The sequence below is a fragment of the Pseudomonas sp. CGJS7 genome (genome assembly GCF_036961695.1).
Genome location: NZ_JBAMDI010000022.1, coordinates 61,716 through 82,719, shown reverse-complemented (window position 1 = coordinate 82,719; position 21,004 = coordinate 61,716). Strand labels below are relative to the sequence as shown.

The window sequence follows — 21,004 nt, the reverse complement described above, 5'->3', positions numbered from 1 at the left end:
TGCCGTGCAATAAAAAAACGATGCAACAACAATAAAAATAGCGTTCATAATTATTCAGTCATTGACGGAGACGGCCATGACGGGCACGCATTCGCTTGAACTATCAGATAACCAGTCGGAACACAGTCATGTTCCCGCTGCGGTTGATAACCGAGTACCGATCGACAGCAAGACCTTTCGCAAGATCGTCTTGGCTTCTGTCACTGGCACGGCGTTGGAGTGGTACGACTTCTTTCTCTACAGCACAGCGGCGGCGCTCATATTCGGGGAATTGTTTTTCCCCAAGGGCACCGATCCACTGGTGGGTACGATCGCGGCACTGGCCGGGTTCGCGTTGGGTTTTCTCGCGCGGCCTTTCGGTGGGGTGATATTTGGCCATATCGGGGACAAGTACGGTCGCAAAAAAGCCTTGGTATGGACGCTCTCTATCATGGGCGGGGCAACTTTCTTGATCGGATTGTTGCCCACCTACGCTCAAGCGGGCATGTGGGCGCCCGCGTTGCTACTGCTGTTACGTATTCTGCAGGGCATCGCGGCAGGAGGCGAGTGGGGCGGTGGCGTGCTGATGATCACCGAGTCGGCCCCACCTGAGCGCCGCGGCTTCTACGCTTCGATCAGTCAGATCGGAGTGGGCGGTGGGTTCGTCTTGTCCGCAGCGGTGTTTTATCTAGTCCAGTTGTTGCCGGAGCGGGATTTCCACAGCTGGGGTTGGCGCATTCCGTTCCTTATCTCGATCGTCATATTCCTCCTGGGGGTCTACATTCGCCGGACATTGCCAGAGAGTCAGGATTTCCAGCGAGCTGAGGCAACCGGCAAGACGGCGCACATGCCCGTGCTGGACGTGTTGCGCAGATATCCGCGGGAGGTGCTGATGGCCATGGGGCTGCGGGTGGCTGAAAACGGCGGCTCCTACATCATGCTGGCGTTCGCTCTGGTCTACGGCAAGTTTTTGGGTGTGCCCAGTAGTGTGATGCTGGCGGGAGTCACGTTCTCCACGTGCGTGGAGTTGGTGGCCATGCTGTTCTGGGGGCGTTTGTCGGACCGCATAGGTCGCAAGCCGGTATATATGGTGGGTGCCTTAGGGATGGTGCTAATGGCATTTCCATTCTTCTGGTTACTCGAAACCCGAGAGCCTGCCTGGATCTGGCTCGCCTTCCTCATTGGCAATGCCATCTGCCACGGGGCCATGATTGGTACGCAGCCTAGCCTTATGGGCGAACTGTTCAGCACTGAGGTCCGCTATTCCGGAATGGCTCTCGGGCACGAAGTCGCCTCGGTATTCTCCGGCGGCCTGACGCCGATGATCGCTACCGCCTTGCTGGCGCATTACCAGGCTAGTTGGCCAGTTTCCCTGATGATGATGGGTCTGGGTCTGGTCACGGTCATCTCGCTGTGTTTCACCAAGGAGACCCGCGTGCGGGCCAAGGGAGGACGGTCATGAGCCGGTCAGCAAGCAATGACGCCGTGGCGCTGATCGCTGGAGCACTCGAGGTGCCTTACAGCCGACGCGGTACGGGCGAGTCGACGTCGCAGTTGCTCGGTAGGGCGGTGCAGCAATTGCTGCGCGAGGCAGGTGTGGCCCCGCATGAGGTGGACGGCCTGGGCGTGGCGTCCTTCACCCACAGACCAGACAATGCCATCGATCTGGCCTGGCGCCTCGGGCTGACCCTGACCTGGTGCATGGATGACCGTAATGGCGGGGCGAGTGCGATCAATATGCTGCAGCACGCCGTGCGTGCCATCCAGCACGGTGATGCCAACGTGATCGTGCTGGTGGCGGGCGATACGTTCACCCCCGAGGCGTTCAGGACCCTGGTCGACCATTACAACCGCACCACGGAGGACTACCTGAAACCGCTCCAGCACGGCGGGCCTAATGGGGTGTTCGCGATGCTCACTCAGCGTCACGCGCAACGCACCGGCCTTGGCCGCGAAGACTATGCACAACTGTGCATCGCTCAGCGAGCCTGGGCGCAGCGCAACCCGCTGGCGGTTTACCGCGAGCCGCTGACGATGGAGCAGTACCTTGACGCGCCCATGGTGGCCGACCCGCTTTGCCGGTATGACTGCGTACCGGTGGTCAACGGTGCCAACGCGATCCTGCTGACACGAGCCGACCTTGCCCGGAGCAGTGTCAACGTAGCGGTCCGCGCGGTGAAGGCGCTTCACAACGATGACCACCAGGCTGGCGATGGCCTGCAGACGCCTCTGGCAAAGATCGCCGACACGCTATGGGACCGCGCCAATACAGGGCCTGAGGCTATGGACCTGGCTTGTGTGTATGACGACTACCCCGTCATGGCCCTTATCCAGCTCGCAGACTTGGGCTTTGTCCCTGACGACGACTACCGGGGCGCACTCCGGCGCATAAGCCGTTTCGAATTGCCGGTGAATACATCTGGCGGCCAGCTCTCGGCCGGCCAGGCGGGAGCGGCGGGGGGCATGCATGGGCTGGTCGAAGCCATTACCCAGCTGCTTGGCCAAGCCGGTCAACGCCAGGTTAGCGATGCTCGCCTGGCAGTGGTGACCGGTTATGGCATGGTCCAGTACCGCTATGGCATGTGCGCCAACGCGGTGGTGCTCGAACGGTGGCAAGGAGGTGTGGCATGGCGTTCATGATCCAGCAGTGTGTAGGTTGCGGCCTGGCAAGCTTCCCGCCGCGTTATTGCTGCCCGCAATGTGGCAAGGCGCAATGGCAGGAAGTCTCTGCCGGGGTCGCCCGGATTGCCCAGGCTACTGTGGTGCGCGCGCGGATCGGCATCGCTGCCGCAGAGCTCCTGCATCTGGCCAGTGTCGAGCTGCGCGATGGGCCAGTGGTCATTGCCCAGACCGCAGAGCCTTTGCCTCCCGGCACCTTGGTAGAGCTCGCCATAGATGAACATCGGCGAATCGTAGCCCACCCGGCCGACCGCGACTTGTAATCAACAACTGTTCGAGCCGACCTCGATCGCCGAAGCGTGCGTCGTCGGCCGACCCCCAGCTAGTCATTCCCTGACCATGCATGGCCTCAAGGCCTTGCGCGTGGTGCACGTGAGTACCCAGGAGTGCGGTTATGCCTGCAGTGATCGATTACCGGCTAGTGTCTGGCTTAGGGCTGGCGCTGGCTTGCCAACAGGCCTTGGCAGATGAACTATGGGCCGATGTTTCAACATATTTTCAGCAGGGAAGCTTGTCCGGTTTAACCCGGAACTTTTATCTCAACCGCGACTTCCGCAACGGTGGTGCCAACCGCCGATCAGGCACCGTCAACGGTTATCGTGCGGAGTGGGCCCAAGGCTTGACTCTGGACTACATCTCCCCGTTCACGCCTGGTGTTGTCGGCTTGGGATTCGACGCGCATCTGTATGCGGGATTGAAGCTTGACAGTGGTCGTGGCAAGACCGGCACCAACTTGCTTCACGTCAACAACGACGGTGATGTGGCGAATGAGTACAGCGTGGGCGGCGGTGCGCTCAAGCTCAAGTACCGTGAAACGGTGCTCAAGTACGGCTCTATGGAATTGCGCACCTCCCCGGTGTTCCTCACCGATGGTGGCTCTGGGCGCCTGTTGCCGCAAACGGTGACAGCATGGCAGCTCACCAGTCGCGATCTGCAGCCGCTGACCTTCGATACCGCCCACATCACCGCCGGCAAGGCGCCTTCGGAGAACCGCAACGACAGCACGCTACGTTCCCTGTATGGCGCCACGGAGACGAATACGGTCGATTATCTGAGCCTGAATTATGAGCAGGGCGCAGTCAAAGGCTACCTCAGCACTCAACGTGCCGAAGATCTTTGGCGCCAGGATTACCTGGGCTTTCGCTACTTGCCTGCCCTGGTCGAGGGGCTGACCCCAACCTTGAATTTCAGCATGTACCGAACAGTCGACATCGGTGCCGCCCATGGCGGACCCATCGACAACTTAACCTGGTCCTTTGCGCCGGGCGTCAAGTTCGGTGCCCATTCCATCATGCTTGCATACCAGAAGGTGCAGGGCGACACGCCCTTCGATTATATGGCGTTCCGAGACGGGCAAACCACCGTGGCACAGCTGGCTAACAATGTGCAGCTCAGTGACTTCAACGCGCCCAACGATCGGTCCTGGCAGGTTCGCTACGACTATGACTTCAGTGCGCGTGGCGTACCTGGCCTGAGGTTCATGATTCGCTACATGCAGGGACAGGGTGGCAAAGGCTCCGATATCGAGCCGGACAGTTCCTACTATCCCCTCGGCTTTCGAGATGGGGGGCGCCACTGGGAACGCAATATCGAGATGCAATATGTCGTGCAAGGCGGGCCGGCAAAAAACCTCAGCTTGAGAGCGCGGTACGGCGTGCACCGCGGTAATTCGGCCGAGCCACGCGGTGACATGGATGAGATTCGCCTGATCACCGAATTCCCTTTCAAGCTGCTGTAGATGGCGCCGTTGGCAATGCTTCATCAAAGCTGCTTCGCCAAGAGTTCATGTAGAGCAATATCTGTCCGCTTACCGTAGAAGGAGTAATGAGATGAGCAAATACATCGATATTCAGGCACGAGACCAGGCTGGAAGTTTCAAGGGATATCTGGCGCTGCCGCCTGAAGGCAAGGGGCCAGGCATCGTGTTGGGCCAGGAAATATTTGGCGTGAACGCCAACATGCGCGAGGTGGCGCAGATGTATGCCGAGGAAGGTTATGTGGTTCTGGTGCCCGACTTGTTCTGGCGTCTACAGCCGGGTATCGACCTGGGCTACACCCCGGCAGATTTCGACAAGGCTTTGAGCCTCTACACCGCACTGGACCTGGACAAGGCCGTAGACGACATCGCCGCGGCCTTCGACACGCTGCGGGATCTGGACGAGGTCACCGGGCCCGCCCTGGGCTTCGTGGGCTATTGCCTGGGAGGCAAACTGGCCTACCTCACCGCCACCCGTACCGATGTCGCGGTTGCGGTGGGCTACTACGGCATGGGTATTGAGCAATACCTGGATGAGGCCGATGGCCTGAGCGGTGGGCTGGTGCTGCATCACGGCGAACTGGACGGGCTGTGTGACGCCACGACCCGTGCGCGTATCGCCGAGGTGCTGCGTGGCCGCCCAGGCGTAGAGCTGTATACCTACGAAGGTGCTGACCATGCCTTTGCCCGCCTGGGCAGCGATCACTTTCACAAACCCTCGGCCCTCATGGCTCATGGGCGCACCATTGGCGCATTGAAGAAGTACATCGGGCCGGCCTACAACCTTTCAGACCTGTGGGACGAGCACATCCACCATGAGTTCGTTACCCGAGACGTGCCGGCCACCCTGAAGACCATGGTCGCCGAGCCTTACGTGAACCACATTCCGACGCTGACCGGCGGGGTGGGCAGCAAGCAACTCGGACGCTTCTATCAGCATCACTTTGTCCACGCCAACCCCGAGGACACCAAGATGATTCCGGTTTCTCGCACGGTCGGCGCCTACCAGGTCGTCGATGAATTCATCATGTCTTTCACCCACACCTGCGAAATGGACTACATGCTGCCCGGGATAGCACCCACCGGCAAATACGTGGAAGTACCCATGGTGGCGGTGGTCAACTTCCGCGGCAACAAGCTATACCACGAGCATATCTACTGGGACCAGGCCTCTGTGCTGGTACAGATCGGCCTGCTCGATCCAGAAGGGCTTCCGGTGGCGGGCATCGAAACGGCCAAGAAATTGCTCGATGAATCGCTGCCTTCGAACACGCTGATGGCCCGCTGGGCCAAAAGTGAGCACCTGTGAGCGCCATCACGACTGTGGGCAAGGAGGTCCTGATCACCGGCGCCAACGGCGGGTTGGGCCTTGCCTTGATCGAAGCGTTTTTGGCTGCGGGGGCAAGTCGTGTCTACGCCGCTTGCCGTAACCCTGAGCGTCTGTTGTTCGATCATCCGCAGGTAGAGGCGGTGGATCTGGACGTCACCGACCCGCAGCAAGTAGCGCAGGTGGCGAGCAGGGTAGGGATCGATATCCTGGTGAACAATGCTGGCCTCAATCGGCAGCAGCGGTTGCTGGGCACCGAGGACCCCGGAGCCGCTGCCCAGGAAATGGCCGTTAACTACTTCGCCACGCTCGCGATGATGCGTGCCTTTGCGCCGACGCTTGTCGAGCGAACTGGCGCCATCGTCAACGTGCTGTCGATTCTGGCGCGGGTGGCGTTGCCAGCCATGGGGTCGTTGTGTGCGTCCAAGGCGGCCGCGTTGCGCCTGACCGAGGCCGCTCGGGCCGAGCTGGCCGGCCAGGTGCAGGTGATGGCGGTGCTCCCCGGTGCGATCGATACCGCGATGAGCCGTGACGTTGCGGGTGCCAAGGCCAGTCCTCGGGACGTGGCCGACGCGATCGTAGCGGGGTTGGCCAGCGGTGCCACCGAGGTCTATCCCGACCCCATGGCACTGGACGTTGCGCACAAGCTCGCGGCCAACCGGGCAAGTACGCAGGCCTACTTCGCCCGGTACCTTTAAAAGGGCCGCAGCGGGAGTGCTGCTCAAGCGTGCAGCACCACCGCAAGCGATGCTGCACGCTCGGGCTGACTGTAACGCGCTGGCCTGCTGGCTGAGATGAAAAGTCGCGGCGGCTTGAGCACTACCTGCAGGCTTACAAGCAAACCCCGAAGTTGTTTGGGTGGCACAAGTAAGTTGTGCGCATCGTTAACATGGAAGTTGCAGTGAATTACTGAAGCGCATTCACATCCATGGCGTTGCCTGGAATTCATGTATTCCGAGTTCTAATACATGAAGACGATATTTCTATTATTAATTTATATATGACCTCCCTAGACTCATTGAAAACATCCTGCTCAGGAGGGCGCTGTGTCCAAACATTTGCTACGTCACTATATCGCTGGGACTTTCGTCGAGAGCAGCCGCAGGTTCGACAACATCTCTCCTGTCAATGGGAGCCTATTGGGCCAGGTATGTGAGGCTGGTGAAAATGAAGTGAATGCTGCCGTCGAAGCGGCGGCAGGCGCTCAATCGGGGCCGTGGGCTGGATTCAGCACTGCCCAGCGGGCTGATCTGCTAGAGCGGATCGCCGATGGCGTCGAGCGTCGATTTGAAGACTTCGTGGCTGCCGAAGTCGCTGACACCGGTCGGCCCGTGCATCAGGCGCGCAGCCTGGATGTTGCACGGGGCGTGCAGAACTTCCGTACCTTCGCTGATTTAGTGCGACAAGGCGGTAGCGAGCTTTTTGAAATGCGCACCGGCGATGGCACGGATGTGTTCAGTTATACCGTGCGTAAGCCGCACGGTGTGGTGGCCATCATCTCGCCGTGGAACCTACCGCTGTTGCTGCTTACCTGGAAAGTCGCGCCAGCGTTGGCCTGTGGTAATTCTGTGGTGGTCAAGCCGTCGGAAGATACGCCTTCCAGTGCCACGCTGTTGGCCGAGGTCATGCACGAGGCCGGTGTGCCCGCGGGTGTATTCAATCTTGTGCATGGCTTTGGCCCTGATTCTGCCGGTGAGTTTCTTACCCGCCACCCTGACGTCGATGCCATCACCTTTACCGGTGAGTCGCGCACCGGCTCGACCATCATGCGCGCTGCTGCCGAGGGCGTACGTGAGGTGTCTTTCGAATTGGGTGGCAAGAATGCCGCAGTCGTTTTTGCAGATTGCGATTTTGATGCGGCAGTTGCCGGTGTGCTGCGTTCCAGTTTCACCAACTCTGGCCAGGTCTGCCTATGCACGGAGCGGGTCTACGTCGAGCGGTCGATCTACGAGCACTTTGTCGCGGCGCTCAAAGCAGGCGCTGAGAAGCTGAAGATCGGCTATCCCGACGAAGACGGCGTGAACATGGGGTCGCTGATTTCCCACAAACACCGCGACAAGGTGTTGGGCTACTTCCAGTTGGCTGTGACAGAGGGCGCGACAGTGGTCAGTGGCGGCGGTGTGCCGACATTTGGCGACGAGCGCGACCAGGGCGCTTTTATCCAGCCGACTATCTGGACCGGCCTTGCCGATGACGCTCGCTGCATTCGCGAAGAAGTGTTCGGTCCGGTCTGTCATATCGCGCCCTTCGATAGCGACGAGGAAGTGCTGAAACGCGTCAATGATTCGGCCTACGGCCTGGCTGCTTCTCTGTGGACTCGCGACCTGAAGCGGGCCCACCGTCTCTCTCGACGTATCCATGTCGGCATGGTGTGGGTCAATACCTGGTTCCTGCGCGATCTGCGTACGCCCTTTGGTGGCGCACGCTTGTCTGGGCTTGGCCGCGAAGGAGGGCGCCACTCGCTGGATTTCTATTCCGAGCTCACCACCATTTGTGTCAATCCGTAAGGACAGGAGAACTCCATGCATCCAGCAATCGCTGAAGTAGCAGCGTGTTTGCGCCAGGCTCGAGAACAGGGCAGGCCCTGTGCGCCAGTACGCGATCTCATCGAGCGTGCGGCTGCCGAGGAAGATGAACCCGCGCTAAAGCTGGCTTACGCCGTGCAGCAGTACAACAACGCCGCCGACATTGCCGCAGGCTGGAACCCGGTAGGTCACAAGATCGGCTTGACCTCCAGTGTTGTCCAGCGCCAGTTGGGGGTTGACCAACCGGACTTTGGTCGGCTGTTCGCCCAAATGGCCCGAGGTGACGGCCAGCCTATCAGCTGGACTGACTGCCAGCAGCCTAAGGTAGAGGCAGAGATCGCCCTGGTTCTGGAGCGCGATCTGTGCAATGAGCGCCACACCCTGGCCGACATTATCCGTGCCACTGCCTTCGCCCTGCCGGCCATCGAAATCGTCGGCAGTCGAATCGCCAACTGGGACATCAGTTTGCTCGACACGGTCGCCGACAACGCTTCGTCCGGGCTGTTTGTCCTGGGCAGTCAGCCGGTATCCCTGGGGCAATTGGACCTGGTCAATTGTGGCATGCGCCTGAGTTTGCGCGGCGAACCGGTATCGGTCGGAGCCGGCGCAGCGTGCTTGGAAAACCCACTGAATGCGGCGGTGTGGCTGGCCAATACCATGGTCCGTCTCGGCGAGCCATTGCGTGCCGGTGACGTGGTGTTGACTGGCGCTCTGGGACCGATGGTGCCAGTGAGCCCGGGCGATGTGTTTACCGCTGAGATCCAGGGCTTGGGCCGCGTCACTGCGTCCTTTGCTCAAGCCGAGTAAGGGGCCCTAAATGAGCCAGAAACGCAAAGTAGCCATCATCGGTTCCGGCAACATCGGCACCGATCTGATGATCAAGATCCTGCGCAACGCCAAGCACCTGGAGATGGCCGCGATGGTCGGCATCGACCCGGCCTCCGACGGCCTGGCCCGGGCCGCCCGCCTGGGCGTGACCACCACCCATGAAGGCGTGCAGGGCCTGACGCGCTTGCCGGTGTTCAAGGACATCGATTTCGTCTTCGACGCCACTAGCGCCGGTGCCCACCTGATGAACGACGCCTTGCTGCGCCAGCACAAGGCCGCGCTGCACATGATCGACCTGACCCCGGCGGCCATCGGCCCGTACTGCGTGCCGGTGGTCAACCTTGAGCAGCACCTGCAGGTGACCAACGTCAACATGGTCACCTGCGGTGGCCAGGCGACCATCCCAATGGTCGCGGCGGTATCGCGGGTGGCCAAGGTGCACTACGCCGAGATCGTTGCCTCGATTGCCAGCAAGTCCGCCGGCCCCGGCACCCGCGCCAATATCGACGAGTTCACCGAGACCACCAGCAAGGCCATCGAAGTGATAGGCGGCGCGACCAAGGGCAAGGCGATCATCATCATGAACCCCGCGGAACCACCTCTGATGATGCGCGACACGGTGTACGTGCTGAGCGAAGCCGCCGACCAACAGCGAATTGCGGCGAGCATCGAGGAAATGGCCGCCGCAGTGCAGGCCTACGTGCCGGGCTACCGCCTCAAACAGCAGGTGCAGTTCGAACCCGTGTGCGGCCTGAGGTTGCCTGGGCAGGGCACCTTCACCGGCCTCAAGACCTCGGTGTTCCTTGAAGTGGAAGGCGCCGCCCATTACCTGCCGGCTTACGCCGGCAATCTCGACATTATGACCTCCGCCGCGCTGGCCACCGCCGAGCGCATGGCACAAGCAATGGGGGCGTCGGCATGAACGGCAAGAAGCTCTATATCAGTGACGTAACCCTGCGCGACGGCATGCACGCCATCCGTCACCAGTATTCGCTGGATGACGTGCGTGCCATCGCCACGGCGCTGGATCGCGCCAAGGTCGACTCCATCGAAGTCGCCCATGGCGATGGCCTGCAGGGTTCCAGCTTCAACTACGGTTTCGGTGCCCACACCGACCTCGAATGGATCGAAGCAGCGGCCGACGCGGTCAACCACGCCAAGATCGCCACGCTACTGCTGCCAGGGATTGGCACCCTCCATGACCTGAAGAACGCCTATGACGCCGGTGCCCGCATTGTCCGCGTGGCCACTCACTGCACCGAGGCAGATGTTTCGCGCCAGCACATCGAATATGCCCGTGAACTGGGCATGGACACCGTTGGCTTCCTGATGATGAGCCATATGCAGACACCCGAAGGGCTCGCGCAGCAGGCCAAATTAATGGAGGGCTACGGCGCCACCTGTATCTATGTGGTGGACTCGGGCGGGGCGATGAACATGGACGACATCCGTGCGCGCTTCCGTGCGGTCAAGGCCGTGCTCGACCCAGCGACGTCGACCGGTATCCATGCCCACCACAACCTCAGTCTGGGCGTGGCTAACTCCATCGCCGCCGTGGAGGAGGGCTGCGACCGCATCGACGCCAGCCTCGCCGGCATGGGCGCCGGCGCCGGCAACGCACCGCTGGAAGTGTTCATCGCCGCTGCCGACAAGCTCGGCTGGCAGCACGGTACCGACCTGTACGCGCTGATGGATGCCGCCGACGACCTGGTGCGCCCGCTGCAGGACCGCCCGGTACGGGTGGACCGTGAAACGCTGGCCCTGGGTTACGCCGGGGTCTATTCGAGCTTCCTGCGCCATGCCGAAGTGGCCGCTGCCCGCTATGGCATCAAGGCCGTGGATATCCTCGTCGAGCTGGGCAAGCGGCGGATGGTCGGTGGCCAGGAAGACATGATAGTTGACGTCGCACTCGACCTATTGAAGCCATCGCTGGAGAAGCGTGCATGAATACCGATATTGCTCGTATCGCCGAAGCCCTTGACCGGGCGGCGCGAAGTGCCGAACCACTGGCACAGATCAGTAGCAGCACCGCCTTTTCCCTGGATGACGCCTACCGGATCCAGCGCGCCTCCATGCAGCGTCGTTATGCCGATGGTGAGCACAGCATCGGCATCAAGCTGGGCTTCACCAGCCGCGCGAAGATGATGCAAATGGGGGTCGATAGCCTGATCTGGGGGTGGCTCAGCAACACCATGGTGGAAGAGGACGGCGGCGTGGTCGACTTGGCGCGCTACATTCATCCGCGTGTCGAGCCGGAGGTCTGCTTTCTCACGCGCCGTGCGATCGATCGCCCGCTGACCCTGCTGGAAGCGGCCAATCATGTCGAGGCCGTGGCGCCGGCGCTGGAGATCATCGATTCACGCTACCAGGCGTTCAAGTTCAGCCTGGAGGATGTGGTGGCGGACAACTGCTCCTCGGCCGGCCTCACCATTGGCCCATGGTCGCGCAACTTCTCTGGGCTGGACAACGCCGGCGTAGTGCTGCGCCTGGAGGGCCGTGTGGCTCAGGTCGGCTCCACGGCTGCAATCCTCGGCAATCCCCTGCGTAGCTTGGTGCACGCCTCACGCCTGCTGCACGCCGCCGAACTCGAATTGCCCGCAGGTAGCCTGGTGATGGCAGGCGCCGCCTGCGCTGCGGTGGCGTTGTACCCAGGCGTGTATGTCAGTGTCGATGTCCAGGGCGTCGGGCAGAGCAGTTTCAGCGTCCGCGGTGACCACGGAGGCATCAGCCATGAGTGACCTCAACGCCACTGTCGTTGCTGGCAAGGCCACACCGCGTGGGCGCTTCCCGCATATCAAGCGTGCGGGTGACTTCCTGTTCGTCTCCGGTACCAGCTCACGGCGCCCGGACAACAGTCTTGTCGGCGTCGAGGTGGATGCCATGGGCACCACCCAGCTGGACATTCGGGCGCAGACCCGCGCAGTGATCGAGAACATGCGCGACATCCTCGCCTCTGCAGGTGCAAGCCTTGCAGACGTGGTGGAGATCAGCAGCTTCCTCGTCGATATGAACGACTTCGGCGGATACAACGACGTCTACGCCGAATACTTTGACGAAAGCGGCCCGACCCGCACCACCGTAGCCGTACACCAATTGCCACACCCCCATCTACGTATCGAGATTAAGGCCATAGCGTACGCGCCGCGTCGTCGCTGAACCGTTGGGAGAAAACAACCATGGACAAGCATCACTTCAGCGCCCCTTTCAACTTCAACCGCTGGATCGACGAGCACGCGCACCTGCTCAAGCCGCCGGTGAACAACCAGCAGATATGGCAGGACAGCGATTACATGGTCACCGTGGTGGGTGGGCCTAATCAGCGCACCGACTTCCATGACGATCCGGTGGAGGAGTTTTTCTACCAGTTCAAGGGCAATGCCTACTTGAACGTCTGGGACCGAGGTCGCTACGAGCGTGTCGACCTCAAGGAAGGCGACATCTACCTGATGGCCCCCCACGTTATCCATTCGCCGCAGCGTCCTGAGCCCGGCAGTCTGTGCCTGGTGGTGGAGCATCGCCGCCCGGAAGGGCAGTCCGACGCCTTGCAGTGGTCCTGTGCGCACTGCGGCACCGTGGTCCGGCGCTATGAGTTGAGGCTCAAGAGCATCGTTGCCGATCTTCCACCGGTATACGACCAGTTCTATACCACCACCGATGAAGAGCGTCGTTGCCCTGGTTGCGGCGAAATCCACCCAGGCCGCGATTGGCAGACCTGGCACAAGACGCTGCGTGAGGTCCACGGCTTATGAAAATCGATATCCATTCGCACTTTTTTCCCCGCATTACTCAAGCCGAGGCCGCCCGCCTGAGCCCTCAGCGTGGCCCTTGGCTGCATACCGAGGGGCGTCAGGGGCAGATCATGCTGGGCGATAAACCGTTCCGTCCGGTACATGATGTGCTGTGGGATCCGCAGCGCCGCATCGAACACCTGGATGAGCAGGGCTTGGACGTGCAAGTGATGTGCGCAACGCCGGTGATGTTCGGCTACGACCAACCTATCGCGCAGGCGCTGCCGTGGGCACAGATGATGAACGATCGGGCCCTGGAGATGACGGCCCTGACACCCGATCGCCTCAAGGTGCTGGCCCAGGTACCCCTGCAAGATATCGAGGCGGCCTGCCTTGAGGCCAGCCGGGCCAAGGCCTGTGGCCATGTCGGCGTGCAAATCGGCAATCACGTGGGCAACTACGATCTGGACGAAGCGGGCCTGATCACCTTCCTGCACCACTGTGCGGTGGAAAATATCCCGTTGCTGGTGCACCCGTGGGACATGATGGGCGGCGAGCGCATGAAGAAATGGATGTTGCCTTGGCTGGTCGCGATGCCGGCGGAAACACAGCTGGGTATCCTGTCGCTGATCCTGTCTGGCGCTTTCGAACGCTTGCCGGCGTCCCTGCGCATCTGTTTCGCCCATGGCGGCGGCGGCTTCGCCTTCCTCCTGGGACGGGTAGATAACGCCTGGCGCCATAGAGATATTGTCCGAGAGGATTGCCCGGAACTGCCGTCTAGCTATGTCAAACGTTTCTTCGTCGACTCGGCGGTCTTCGACCCTCGTGCGCTGCGTTTGCTGGTGGACGTGATGGGGGCAGACCGCGTCATGCTCGGCTCCGACTCTCCCTTCCCGCTAGGCGAACAGGCCATTGGCGCTGGTGTACTGGAGCATCCGCAGTTGAGCAAGCAGGACAAGGCGCGTATCTGCGCCGAGAACGCCCGGGGATTCTTCGGCATCTGATTGGCCATCGCGAACGAGCGGCAACCTGATCGGAAAAAAGTCGTGGTTGTCGAGGAACGTCATGAAATCGAGCGTACTCACGGTTTCGCGCAAGCTGAAGTTCTACCAACTGGTGGTATTCGACCAGGTCGTGCAGAGCGGCTCACTACTGCGTGCCGCTCAGATATTGAACATGACTCAACCTGCCGTCACCAAGGTTATTCATGAGATCGAGTCGTACTTCACCGCGCCGTTGCTGGTACGTAGCAATCGAGGCGTGCGCCTGACGGAGCTGGGCGAGGTCGTGCTGCGCAGAGCCCGGGCAATGCTGGCAGAGCTTAGGGCGCTAACTGATGAAGTGCAGGCTCATCACGAGGGGGTGTCAGGCCATGTGGTGGTAGGCACGCTAATTTCAGCCTCGGCATCGTTGTTGCCGCTCGCGCTACGGCTGCTCAAGGAGCGCGCCCCGCAGGTGCTGGTGTCGGTGCGGATCGGGCAATTCGATCAACTGTTCCCCGCCTTGATAGTGGGTGAGGTGGACCTGGTGATCGGGAGGATCCCTGACGACTGGCGGGGGCGGGAAGAGAGCCGGACGTTGGGCGTTGACTCGCTTTACGAGGAGTCTTTGGCGATCGTTGCCGGAAGCCGACACCCGCTACACGATCAGGCCGTATCGAGCTTGGCCGATTTGCAGGCCTATCCGTGGATTTTGCCGCCACCCGGCTCGTTACTACGTCGTACCGTCAATGCGCTTTTTGCCGAGGCTGATTTACCGCTGCCAGCCAATGTAATCGAGTCGCTGTCGGTGCTTACCAACGTAGCGTTGATGCAGGACCAGAAGACTGTGGGTTTGCTGCCGATGGAGACGGCTCGGCAATTGTCTGGTCAGGGCGGGATTCGAAGCTTCACCTTCGGCACGCCCTTGCGTTTCGGCGGGATCGGCTGTTTTTATGCCCATAACCGTGACCCCGGGCCTGCCGCCAAGCTTTTTAGGGAATGCACCCGACTTGCCTGCGAGCGGCATGTCATCAGCGACTGACGGTCGCCCCCCGGTAGAACCAGTGATGGTTATTGCGCCAAAAGGCGAGGGCGGCCAGTCAGGGCTGACCGCTATCGGTTCAACGCCAGCGCAGGATATTCAACCGCATCAAGACGTGGGCCGCGAGCCGGATCCAGCTTTGGCTCGTTCTTCGCTGTCGCCTCGGGCCATGCTGGAGAAAACACCGTCTCTTGGTACCCAGGCATGCATCAATGCGGCGCCCAGATGTCCCAGGATGATCGCGAACAGCAGCCATGCCAGAGCGCCATGTGCCAGCCGAAGCCATGCGTAGAGCACCGGGTTTTCCGGAACCAGCGCAGGCAAGCTTCAGTCGCCCAGAAGGATGACGGGCCAGTTGCCTGCCGAACGCACCGCCCAGCCGAGCACTGGCAACCCCACCATCAATAGGTAGAGCAAACCGTGTGACAGGTGGGCGGCTACGGCTTGCCAGCGGGGTATACTTGCGGGCAGTGCCGGCACCGGCTGGCAGAAGCGATTGGTCAGGCGCACCAGTGCGAGGAAAAGGATTGCGATGCCCAACGGCTGATGCACGTCGATCAACACGGGACGAAGGGCTAATGAGCTCATCATGGCTACACCGATGAACAGCATGGCCATGATGGCAATCGCCATTGCCCAGTGCAGGAACCTGGCGGTCAGGTTGAAGTGCCGAGGGCTGCGCGTACGGGGGATTGGTACGTCTTGCATCACTTGTGCTCCTGCTCGCCAAGGGCGTCGGTGGCCATGCCGAACGCGATTTCACGTAGACGTGCATTGTAAGAGAGCGAGTAAATACCCGCGCGCGCTGCCAGCACAGGATCGTTCGACAGCGCGATACCGGGCGGCACCAAGGTGGGGGCGAAATTGATATCGCGACAGTGTTGCATAGGTGTGGCGCAACATGTGCGTGTGAACCTTTACTCCTGCTCGCTTGCCAATCTCTACAATAATCCTATTGAGGCCTTTTCCGTCGTCGCCATAAGGCTCGCCCATCTGGTTAATAAGAAGTGTTTTACTATTTTTGTTTGGATTTTCCCTTTCTCCGCGGATCTTTGAAATAAATGGTGAAGGGCGGTCATGGTCTTGCGGCTGACAAAAATTTCGCGTGCTTTGCTACCCTTGGTTTGCATTCCGCTGCCATCAGTAGGGTCCAGTCGAATGCGAAAATTGCGTTCAGTTCGTCCTGCCTCGTCCGGATCGAACACATACAGCAGCGGGAATGTCGAAAGTTCGTTGCGGCGGAGGCCTGTATGTAGAGCTAGCTGAATCATCATTCGGTGATGGTGGTTGTCTGCTGCGGATAGTAGAGATTTTATTTCGGAAATTCTTAAATACTTGGGGAGGGACTTGTGGTTACGCGGCATCGCATCATCAACTCGTGCCTTGCCACCACTTGCGTTGATATGCTCAAGTAAACTTGTTCCACGCCTCGTGCTGCGTTCTTCAAGGTTGTACGGAAGGCGCTTTACCCAGTCTTGTTTCAGTGCGAAATTGTAGAAAGCGCAGATGTATGACAGGCGTTGGCGTATGGTGTTAACCGAAAGTCCGCAAGTGTCTTTGCAATGTTTCCGATAAGAGGCTACGAGGCTCATGGCCTCACCTCGATCTACATCTCGACAATCAAGCTCATGCGCTTGCAAAAAACTAAAGAAGTCAAATAGTACTCGCCCAGTATTAGGCCAAGAATTCTTGGGGCCTATGCCGCCGCGAAGTAGGTAAGGTCGGAAAACTGATTGACCTCTTCACCACTGACCATCGAATCCCAAAGCAGAATGGGAAAACCTGGGTAGGGGCGCCCAGCGATCAACAAATCCTCGGTGCTCCACAAAAGCTCCATCCGCCACCCTCCATCAATGAGTCAGCTAGCGCCCCTACAAGCATGAATCGTGTTCGGGCTAGCGCTGGCGCCTACTGCACCCACCTAAGAAACGTCTACTATGCAAATAGCACAGAAAACTAACAGTCGCGACGCACCAGATCATAAGCTTGTCATCATCCCTTCATCCCACCTGCTTAGGCTGAAGGCGATACCTACAAAGGCAAAATGAGCAAAGAGGACGCAGGGCAATGGATGAATACCAGGAAGAACTACTCGAAACCCAGGCTTACGAACTGGACACCCCGGAACCGGCCGACGACGCCACCGAACTCTAGCCCGGCTGCCGCTGGCTGCGGCGGAACTCCCCCGGCGTGAGGCCCGTCCAGCGCTTGAATGCGCGCTGGAAGGCCTCGGCTGAAGCAAACCCCAACAGATAGGCAATCTCGCCAAAGGCCAGCGCCGTGTCACGGATGTAGGTCTCGGCCAGGTCGCGCCGGGTTTCGTTGAGCAGGTCGCGAAAGCGCGTGCCTTCCTCGGCGAGCTTGCGGCGCAAGGTCCAGCTTGGTAGCTGCAAGTGCAGCGCCACTTCTTCCAGGTCCGGTTCACGGCCGCCATTGAGCAGCGGGCCCAGCAGGTGGGTGATGCGCTCACCCAGGCTGCGCACCCGCGTGCGCTGCAGCAGCTCTGCTTCGCACAACTGCAACAGGTGCTGCCAGGTGCTCGGGCAATGCCCGGGGTTGGCCAGTTGCAAGGTAGCGCGGCTCAGACGCAGCTGATTGCCGTCGGCGGCGAACTGCACAGGTGTGCTGCAAAGCGGTTGATAGCGCGCGGCATAGGAGGGCGCGGCAAACTCGATCTCCAGGCGTTCGGCCTGCACCGGGGTGCCGGCAAGGTCGGCCAACTGGGCCAGCCAGCCGGCCAGCAGTGAGTCGACCACAAAGCGGTTGTAGTCGTTGTAGGGGCTGATGGAGTAGAAGCGCAGCCAGGCGCCCTGGGCATCTTCCTCAAAGCTGGAATGGCCGCGGTAGTTGGCCGCGTAAAGCGGCTCGAAACGCAGCAGGGTACGCGCGGCCTCACCCAGGGTGGGGGCCTGGGCCGCAGTGACCCCGGCCAGGCCCGTATGCGCCAGCCGGCTGAGGCGCCCCATACGCAGACCTAAAGCGGCCTCACCACTCATTTCGATGGCTGCGTGGCCCAGGTGCATGTAGCGGGGTATGGACAGGCGTGCGCCGGCTTCGCCCAGGCGGGGCGCGTCCAGGCCGTAGCGGCGCAGCAATGGTTCAGGGTCGTGGCCCAGCTCGCGCAGGGCTTGGCTCAAAGGCTGGACAAAACCTACCGACAGTTCGCCCAGGCGCACGCGGGGGCGGGCCATGGGCTTACAACCACACATTCAACAGGCGGGCGCCTGGGCTGGGGGGGCCGGCGAGCAACGCGCCCGACTGGCGGGCAAAGCCCTGGCCATCGCTGCCCTGTTCCCAGAACTGCCCGCGCATGAATACGCTCATGCTGCTGATGTCGGTTCCGGCCACTTCGGTCAGGCGTTGCCAAGCCGTCTGTTCACTGACTTCGCCGCGCTGCAAGGCTAGCCCGGCGCTGGCATCCTGATGGCGATTTCCCCGCCAGGGTGCTTGCCAGCTGCCCTTGCCACTGAGAAACGCCGGGTTGGCGACCAGTTGTACGGCTTGTTCAGTCAGTTGCTGGTGGTTTTCCGGGTACCAGCTGTCACTGCCCACCAGTATCCCGAGGCGCCCGGCCGGGGTCTGCACGACCTGCAGCGGGTGCTGGCGGCCGTGGTGGACGTAGCGGCGCATTTCACTGTCGGGATATTGCTGGCGCTGGGGCTGCCCCAGTAGCGAGCCGTCTCCGGCAAACACCACACTGCTGTTGAACAGCGGGCCACGGCCGGTATGCAGTACGCCTTGTTTCACATAAGGTTCGGGCAGCACGATCGAACCGGCCACCAAGGTCACGCCAAATTCCTTGGCCAGGCCGCCGAACAGCTGCTGGTAGTCTGCGGCCATCTGCTCGGCCTTCATGCGCAAGTGCGCATCGGCGCGCCAGTCGTCGCCGTCAGCGCCAAGAACCGCGAGGCCATAACGCAGCGGGTTGCTCAGTTCCAGCCATTGTTGGGCTTCGTGGCTCTGGGTGACTTGATACAGCTCGTTCTTCTCTCCGCGCGCCCACAGCCAGGTACCGATGTGTTCCGGCAGCACCACCACCGTGCGCGGGTTCACCAGGCCTTGGGCGCGGGCTTGCTCCAGGTAGGCTGCGAGCTTGCGGTGCAGGCGTTGCAGGTTCTGATAGTCGCCCGGGTACAGCAGTGGTTCGACACCGAGCAGGTTGCCGTGCTCGCCCGGCACGCCATGGTTAAGCGCCAGCTCGATGCGCAGGTCGGACAGGTAGTGGCCTTCCGGGCGCTGTTGGGTCCAGAAGCCATAGCCGCAGAGGGCGGCGATCATCACCAGCGCCAGGGCGCTTGCCAGGAGTTTTCGCATCAAGCGTGGGTATTCGCTAAAAGTGGAGTGGCCATACGGAGCGATGCAGCCGCAATCTCGCGCCTTGTGATCGGTTTGAGCAGCGCACTGCATGGATCCATGCACAATCGACTTTTGATCATACCAAAGGAATGGCGATGGGCGTGCAACGAACCCCGGGCGTTGAGCCCGGGGTTGTGTTGGCAGGGTCAGGCGGCCAGCGTCGCCAGGGCGAGACGTTTGTCCTGGATGCAGAATTTCTCGAGCAACTTCAGCGAGCCACCGAATATCAGCGCACCGGAGTAGGTGATGTCGGTCAGGACAAAGGCATCCGGTTCACTGAATGGCCATTTGACCTGGTTCGCCGCCACTTTGACCATGGGCGCTATGGACGGAATGTTGTTGGTTACCCCACCCGCCACCACGCGCTCGATGATCACGTGGATGACGATGCTGACAATGGCCACCACCAACGCTGCGATGATGCCGACGATCAACGCCATCACCTTGCCGCCCACGCCACCAGCCACCGCGGTGGCTACGGCGGCAATCGCGCCCAGAATGGCTTCGGTGACGATCACCCAGGTGGCGATGTCTGTCGTGTTCTGGACATCCGGGTCTCCGACCATGGCATATACCATCACCTGTTCGCCCTTGTCGTTGACGCCCAGTTGCAGCGTCTGCTTGGTGACGATACGGGTATAGGCCACGATACCTGGTGAAATATCGGTGCGTACCTTGCATTCGGTGCGGATATAGGACTCGTCGAAGTTGATATCGAACTTTTCGGCCACGGGATGATAGGTGATGGCTCCAAACTTGACGCTGTCGAGCTTCAGGTCGTTGGCAGTGATGGATGTGCCCGCTGCATCCAGGGTGAAGTTGGCCGCGGTGGTACCCTCGAAGATGAACGGCAATGCCGCCAGCAACTGGTACTTGACGAAGATCTCCCGGCTGATGAGGAAGTTGGCATTGTTGTCCGCAGCCAGCATCACGGCAGGCAACTGGTTCGGCAAACCCGTGGAGTCACGCTCGTTGGTCATGGCCAGCACCCCGAAGATGCTGCTTTCCTCACTGTTCTTGTCGGTATAGGCATAGCTCATGGAGGTGGCCCGCAGCCATTTGAATTCCTCGCTTTCCTTGCCCATGTTGTTGATCAGTACGGTACTGAACAGGGTGTCGAACTTCTTCAGGTTCTCGGGCTGGTTCAGCCAGTCTTCGAGTACGCCGCGCATCACGCTCTGGTCAATGCCGCTCAAGACGTTGTTCGGGTCCCTCAGGGCAATCACCGCAGCGATCGGGTCATCCGGGTTCGTTGCCTGGGTGTTGACTTGCAGTTCATACGTGCCGTCTGAAGCCGATACTGGATTGGGTGCCGGGAAGTAGCTGAGCTTGACGTAGACATCCGCAGACATTCCCTGGACCTGGTAGGTTTTGCCGTTCAGGCCCTTGTATGTCCCTGAGCCGAAGGGGATGCGTACCTTGACGTTGCGTCCGTCGCCGCCGGTGGTAATCGACCAGGCGTCGAAGTCGGCCTTGAGCGAGAAGCTGTCGACCCCGGCGTCTATGCTGGCGGGGTAGGTTTTTTCCAGGGCGATGCGCTGGTTTAGCGCAGAGACCCGGCAGATGCTCACGGTATCCCAGCCATTGGTCGTGACCGTACTGGCCAGTGTTCCGGCATTGGTCAGTAGTTGCGCGGCGCGCAAGGTGTCTTCGGAACTGTGTACAAGCGCCGCGTTGCGGTACAGGGGCGATTCGCGCAGGGTCTGGCGCGCGGTTTCATTGAGGTGATCGAGGCGCAGCGAGATGGGTTGGGCAAACCCGGACAGCATGACCTTGCTTTCATTGCTCATGATACGGCTCCTTG

20 protein-coding genes and 1 pseudogene are annotated in these 21,004 nt (G+C 60.7%); 15 read left to right on the top strand and 6 right to left on the bottom strand.

Annotation, left to right across the window (positions count from 1 at the left end; all coding sequences use genetic code 11):
* Positions 1 to 76: 76 nt before the first annotated feature.
* The 15 genes from V7787_RS15885 to V7787_RS15815 all read left to right on the top strand — a co-directional run bounded on the left by V7787_RS15885 (position 77) and on the right by V7787_RS15815 (position 14,844).
* The gene (locus tag V7787_RS15885) at positions 77 to 1,441 is read left to right on the top strand and encodes an MFS transporter (RefSeq protein WP_081273162.1); all 1,365 of its coding nucleotides are present in this window, start codon (positions 77 to 79) and stop codon (positions 1,439 to 1,441) included.
* Positions 1,438 to 2,619, top strand: coding sequence for a thiolase family protein (locus tag V7787_RS15880; protein ID WP_064491295.1), 1,182 nt, complete (start codon positions 1,438 to 1,440; stop codon positions 2,617 to 2,619). Before V7787_RS15885 ends, V7787_RS15880 begins: the two co-directional genes overlap by 4 nt.
* Positions 2,607 to 2,921, top strand: coding sequence for a Zn-ribbon domain-containing OB-fold protein (locus tag V7787_RS15875; RefSeq protein WP_064491296.1), 315 nt, complete (start codon positions 2,607 to 2,609; stop codon positions 2,919 to 2,921). The genes V7787_RS15880 and V7787_RS15875 overlap by 13 nt, the downstream gene beginning before the upstream one ends.
* 131 nt (positions 2,922 to 3,052) lie before the next feature.
* The gene (locus V7787_RS15870; protein ID WP_081273163.1) at positions 3,053 to 4,396 is read left to right on the top strand and encodes an OprD family outer membrane porin; all 1,344 of its coding nucleotides are present in this window, start codon (positions 3,053 to 3,055) and stop codon (positions 4,394 to 4,396) included.
* A 91-nt stretch (positions 4,397 to 4,487) separates the two neighbouring features.
* Positions 4,488 to 5,723: a dienelactone hydrolase family protein gene (locus tag V7787_RS15865; RefSeq protein ID WP_064491297.1), complete on the top strand. Its 1,236-nt coding sequence runs from the start codon at positions 4,488 to 4,490 to the stop codon at positions 5,721 to 5,723.
* Positions 5,720 to 6,439, top strand: coding sequence for an SDR family NAD(P)-dependent oxidoreductase (locus tag V7787_RS15860; protein WP_196766177.1), 720 nt, complete (start codon positions 5,720 to 5,722; stop codon positions 6,437 to 6,439). The genes V7787_RS15865 and V7787_RS15860 overlap by 4 nt, the downstream gene beginning before the upstream one ends.
* A gap of 348 nt (positions 6,440 to 6,787) precedes the next feature.
* The gene (locus V7787_RS15855; protein WP_064491298.1) at positions 6,788 to 8,248 is read left to right on the top strand and encodes a 2-hydroxymuconic semialdehyde dehydrogenase; all 1,461 of its coding nucleotides are present in this window, start codon (positions 6,788 to 6,790) and stop codon (positions 8,246 to 8,248) included.
* Between the two features lie 15 nt (positions 8,249 to 8,263).
* Entirely contained in the window at positions 8,264 to 9,073 is an 810-nt protein-coding gene (locus V7787_RS15850; protein ID WP_064491299.1) for a 2-keto-4-pentenoate hydratase, read from the top strand.
* Between the two features lie 10 nt (positions 9,074 to 9,083).
* A complete protein-coding gene (locus V7787_RS15845) occupies positions 9,084 to 10,016 on the top strand; it encodes an acetaldehyde dehydrogenase (acetylating) (protein ID WP_064491300.1) in 933 nt (310 codons plus the stop codon).
* Positions 10,013 to 11,041, top strand: coding sequence for a 4-hydroxy-2-oxovalerate aldolase (gene mhpE, locus V7787_RS15840; RefSeq protein ID WP_064491301.1), 1,029 nt, complete (start codon positions 10,013 to 10,015; stop codon positions 11,039 to 11,041). The genes V7787_RS15845 and mhpE overlap by 4 nt, the downstream gene beginning before the upstream one ends.
* Complete coding sequence (locus V7787_RS15835) at positions 11,038 to 11,832, top strand: 2-keto-4-pentenoate hydratase (RefSeq protein ID WP_064491302.1); 795 nt, start codon at positions 11,038 to 11,040, stop codon at positions 11,830 to 11,832. The genes mhpE and V7787_RS15835 overlap by 4 nt, the downstream gene beginning before the upstream one ends.
* A complete protein-coding gene (locus tag V7787_RS15830; RefSeq protein ID WP_064491303.1) occupies positions 11,825 to 12,250 on the top strand; it encodes a RidA family protein in 426 nt (141 codons plus the stop codon). Before V7787_RS15835 ends, V7787_RS15830 begins: the two co-directional genes overlap by 8 nt.
* Positions 12,251 to 12,270: 20 nt before the next feature.
* Positions 12,271 to 12,843: a 3-hydroxyanthranilate 3,4-dioxygenase gene (locus tag V7787_RS15825; RefSeq protein ID WP_064491304.1), complete on the top strand. Its 573-nt coding sequence runs from the start codon at positions 12,271 to 12,273 to the stop codon at positions 12,841 to 12,843.
* Complete coding sequence (locus tag V7787_RS15820; RefSeq protein ID WP_064491305.1) at positions 12,840 to 13,826, top strand: amidohydrolase family protein; 987 nt, start codon at positions 12,840 to 12,842, stop codon at positions 13,824 to 13,826. The genes V7787_RS15825 and V7787_RS15820 overlap by 4 nt, the downstream gene beginning before the upstream one ends.
* 61 nt (positions 13,827 to 13,887) lie before the next feature.
* Positions 13,888 to 14,844: a LysR family transcriptional regulator gene (locus V7787_RS15815; RefSeq protein WP_064491306.1), complete on the top strand. Its 957-nt coding sequence runs from the start codon at positions 13,888 to 13,890 to the stop codon at positions 14,842 to 14,844.
* 108 nt (positions 14,845 to 14,952) lie between these two features.
* Here the strand turns inward: V7787_RS15815 and V7787_RS15810 are convergent.
* The 6 genes and pseudogenes from V7787_RS15810 to V7787_RS15785 all read right to left on the bottom strand — a co-directional run bounded on the left by V7787_RS15810 (position 14,953) and on the right by V7787_RS15785 (position 20,990).
* Positions 14,953 to 15,552, bottom strand: a pseudogene (locus V7787_RS15810) (cytochrome b).
* Positions 15,552 to 15,731 carry a hypothetical protein gene (locus tag V7787_RS15805; protein WP_231114233.1) on the bottom strand — a complete coding sequence of 60 codons (180 nt, stop codon included), beginning with the start codon at positions 15,729 to 15,731 and terminating at the stop codon, positions 15,552 to 15,554. Before V7787_RS15805 ends, V7787_RS15810 begins: the two are co-directional and overlap by 1 nt.
* Positions 15,732 to 15,785: 54 nt before the next feature.
* A complete protein-coding gene (locus tag V7787_RS15800; RefSeq protein ID WP_231114234.1) occupies positions 15,786 to 16,484 on the bottom strand; it encodes a phage integrase SAM-like domain-containing protein in 699 nt (232 codons plus the stop codon).
* Between the two features lie 510 nt (positions 16,485 to 16,994).
* Positions 16,995 to 18,035, bottom strand: a complete 1,041-nt coding sequence (locus tag V7787_RS15795; RefSeq protein ID WP_064491307.1) for an AraC family transcriptional regulator — start codon at positions 18,033 to 18,035, stop codon at positions 16,995 to 16,997.
* Between the two features lie 4 nt (positions 18,036 to 18,039).
* Positions 18,040 to 19,158, bottom strand: a complete 1,119-nt coding sequence (locus tag V7787_RS15790; RefSeq protein ID WP_064491308.1) for a nitrilase-related carbon-nitrogen hydrolase — start codon at positions 19,156 to 19,158, stop codon at positions 18,040 to 18,042.
* Between the two features lie 188 nt (positions 19,159 to 19,346).
* Entirely contained in the window at positions 19,347 to 20,990 is a 1,644-nt protein-coding gene (locus tag V7787_RS15785; RefSeq protein WP_064491309.1) for a TULIP family P47-like protein, read from the bottom strand.
* Between the last annotated feature and the right edge of the window lie 14 nt (positions 20,991 to 21,004).

What these genes read in the sequence shown, in the direction of transcription:
- V7787_RS15830 (WP_064491303.1), top strand. Translation starts at nt 11,825, where the DNA reads ATGAGTGACCTCAACGCCACTGTCGTTGCTGGCAAGGCCACACCGCGT.
- V7787_RS15875 (WP_064491296.1), top strand. Translation starts at nt 2,607, where the DNA reads ATGGCGTTCATGATCCAGCAGTGTGTAGGTTGCGGCCTGGCAAGCTTC.
- V7787_RS15820 (WP_064491305.1), top strand. Translation starts at nt 12,840, where the DNA reads ATGAAAATCGATATCCATTCGCACTTTTTTCCCCGCATTACTCAAGCC.
- V7787_RS15785 (WP_064491309.1), bottom strand. Translation starts at nt 20,990, where the DNA reads ATGAGCAATGAAAGCAAGGTCATGCTGTCCGGGTTTGCCCAACCCATC.
- V7787_RS15835 (WP_064491302.1), top strand. Translation starts at nt 11,038, where the DNA reads ATGAATACCGATATTGCTCGTATCGCCGAAGCCCTTGACCGGGCGGCG.
- V7787_RS15815 (WP_064491306.1), top strand. Translation starts at nt 13,888, where the DNA reads ATGAAATCGAGCGTACTCACGGTTTCGCGCAAGCTGAAGTTCTACCAA.
- V7787_RS15790 (WP_064491308.1), bottom strand. Translation starts at nt 19,158, where the DNA reads ATGCGAAAACTCCTGGCAAGCGCCCTGGCGCTGGTGATGATCGCCGCC.
- V7787_RS15795 (WP_064491307.1), bottom strand. Translation starts at nt 18,035, where the DNA reads ATGGCCCGCCCCCGCGTGCGCCTGGGCGAACTGTCGGTAGGTTTTGTC.
- V7787_RS15885 (WP_081273162.1), top strand. Translation starts at nt 77, where the DNA reads ATGACGGGCACGCATTCGCTTGAACTATCAGATAACCAGTCGGAACAC.
- V7787_RS15850 (WP_064491299.1), top strand. Translation starts at nt 8,264, where the DNA reads ATGCATCCAGCAATCGCTGAAGTAGCAGCGTGTTTGCGCCAGGCTCGA.
- V7787_RS15880 (WP_064491295.1), top strand. Translation starts at nt 1,438, where the DNA reads ATGAGCCGGTCAGCAAGCAATGACGCCGTGGCGCTGATCGCTGGAGCA.
- V7787_RS15805 (WP_231114233.1), bottom strand. Translation starts at nt 15,731, where the DNA reads ATGCAACACTGTCGCGATATCAATTTCGCCCCCACCTTGGTGCCGCCC.
- V7787_RS15865 (WP_064491297.1), top strand. Translation starts at nt 4,488, where the DNA reads ATGAGCAAATACATCGATATTCAGGCACGAGACCAGGCTGGAAGTTTC.
- V7787_RS15870 (WP_081273163.1), top strand. Translation starts at nt 3,053, where the DNA reads ATGCCTGCAGTGATCGATTACCGGCTAGTGTCTGGCTTAGGGCTGGCG.
- mhpE (WP_064491301.1), top strand. Translation starts at nt 10,013, where the DNA reads ATGAACGGCAAGAAGCTCTATATCAGTGACGTAACCCTGCGCGACGGC.
- V7787_RS15845 (WP_064491300.1), top strand. Translation starts at nt 9,084, where the DNA reads ATGAGCCAGAAACGCAAAGTAGCCATCATCGGTTCCGGCAACATCGGC.
- V7787_RS15825 (WP_064491304.1), top strand. Translation starts at nt 12,271, where the DNA reads ATGGACAAGCATCACTTCAGCGCCCCTTTCAACTTCAACCGCTGGATC.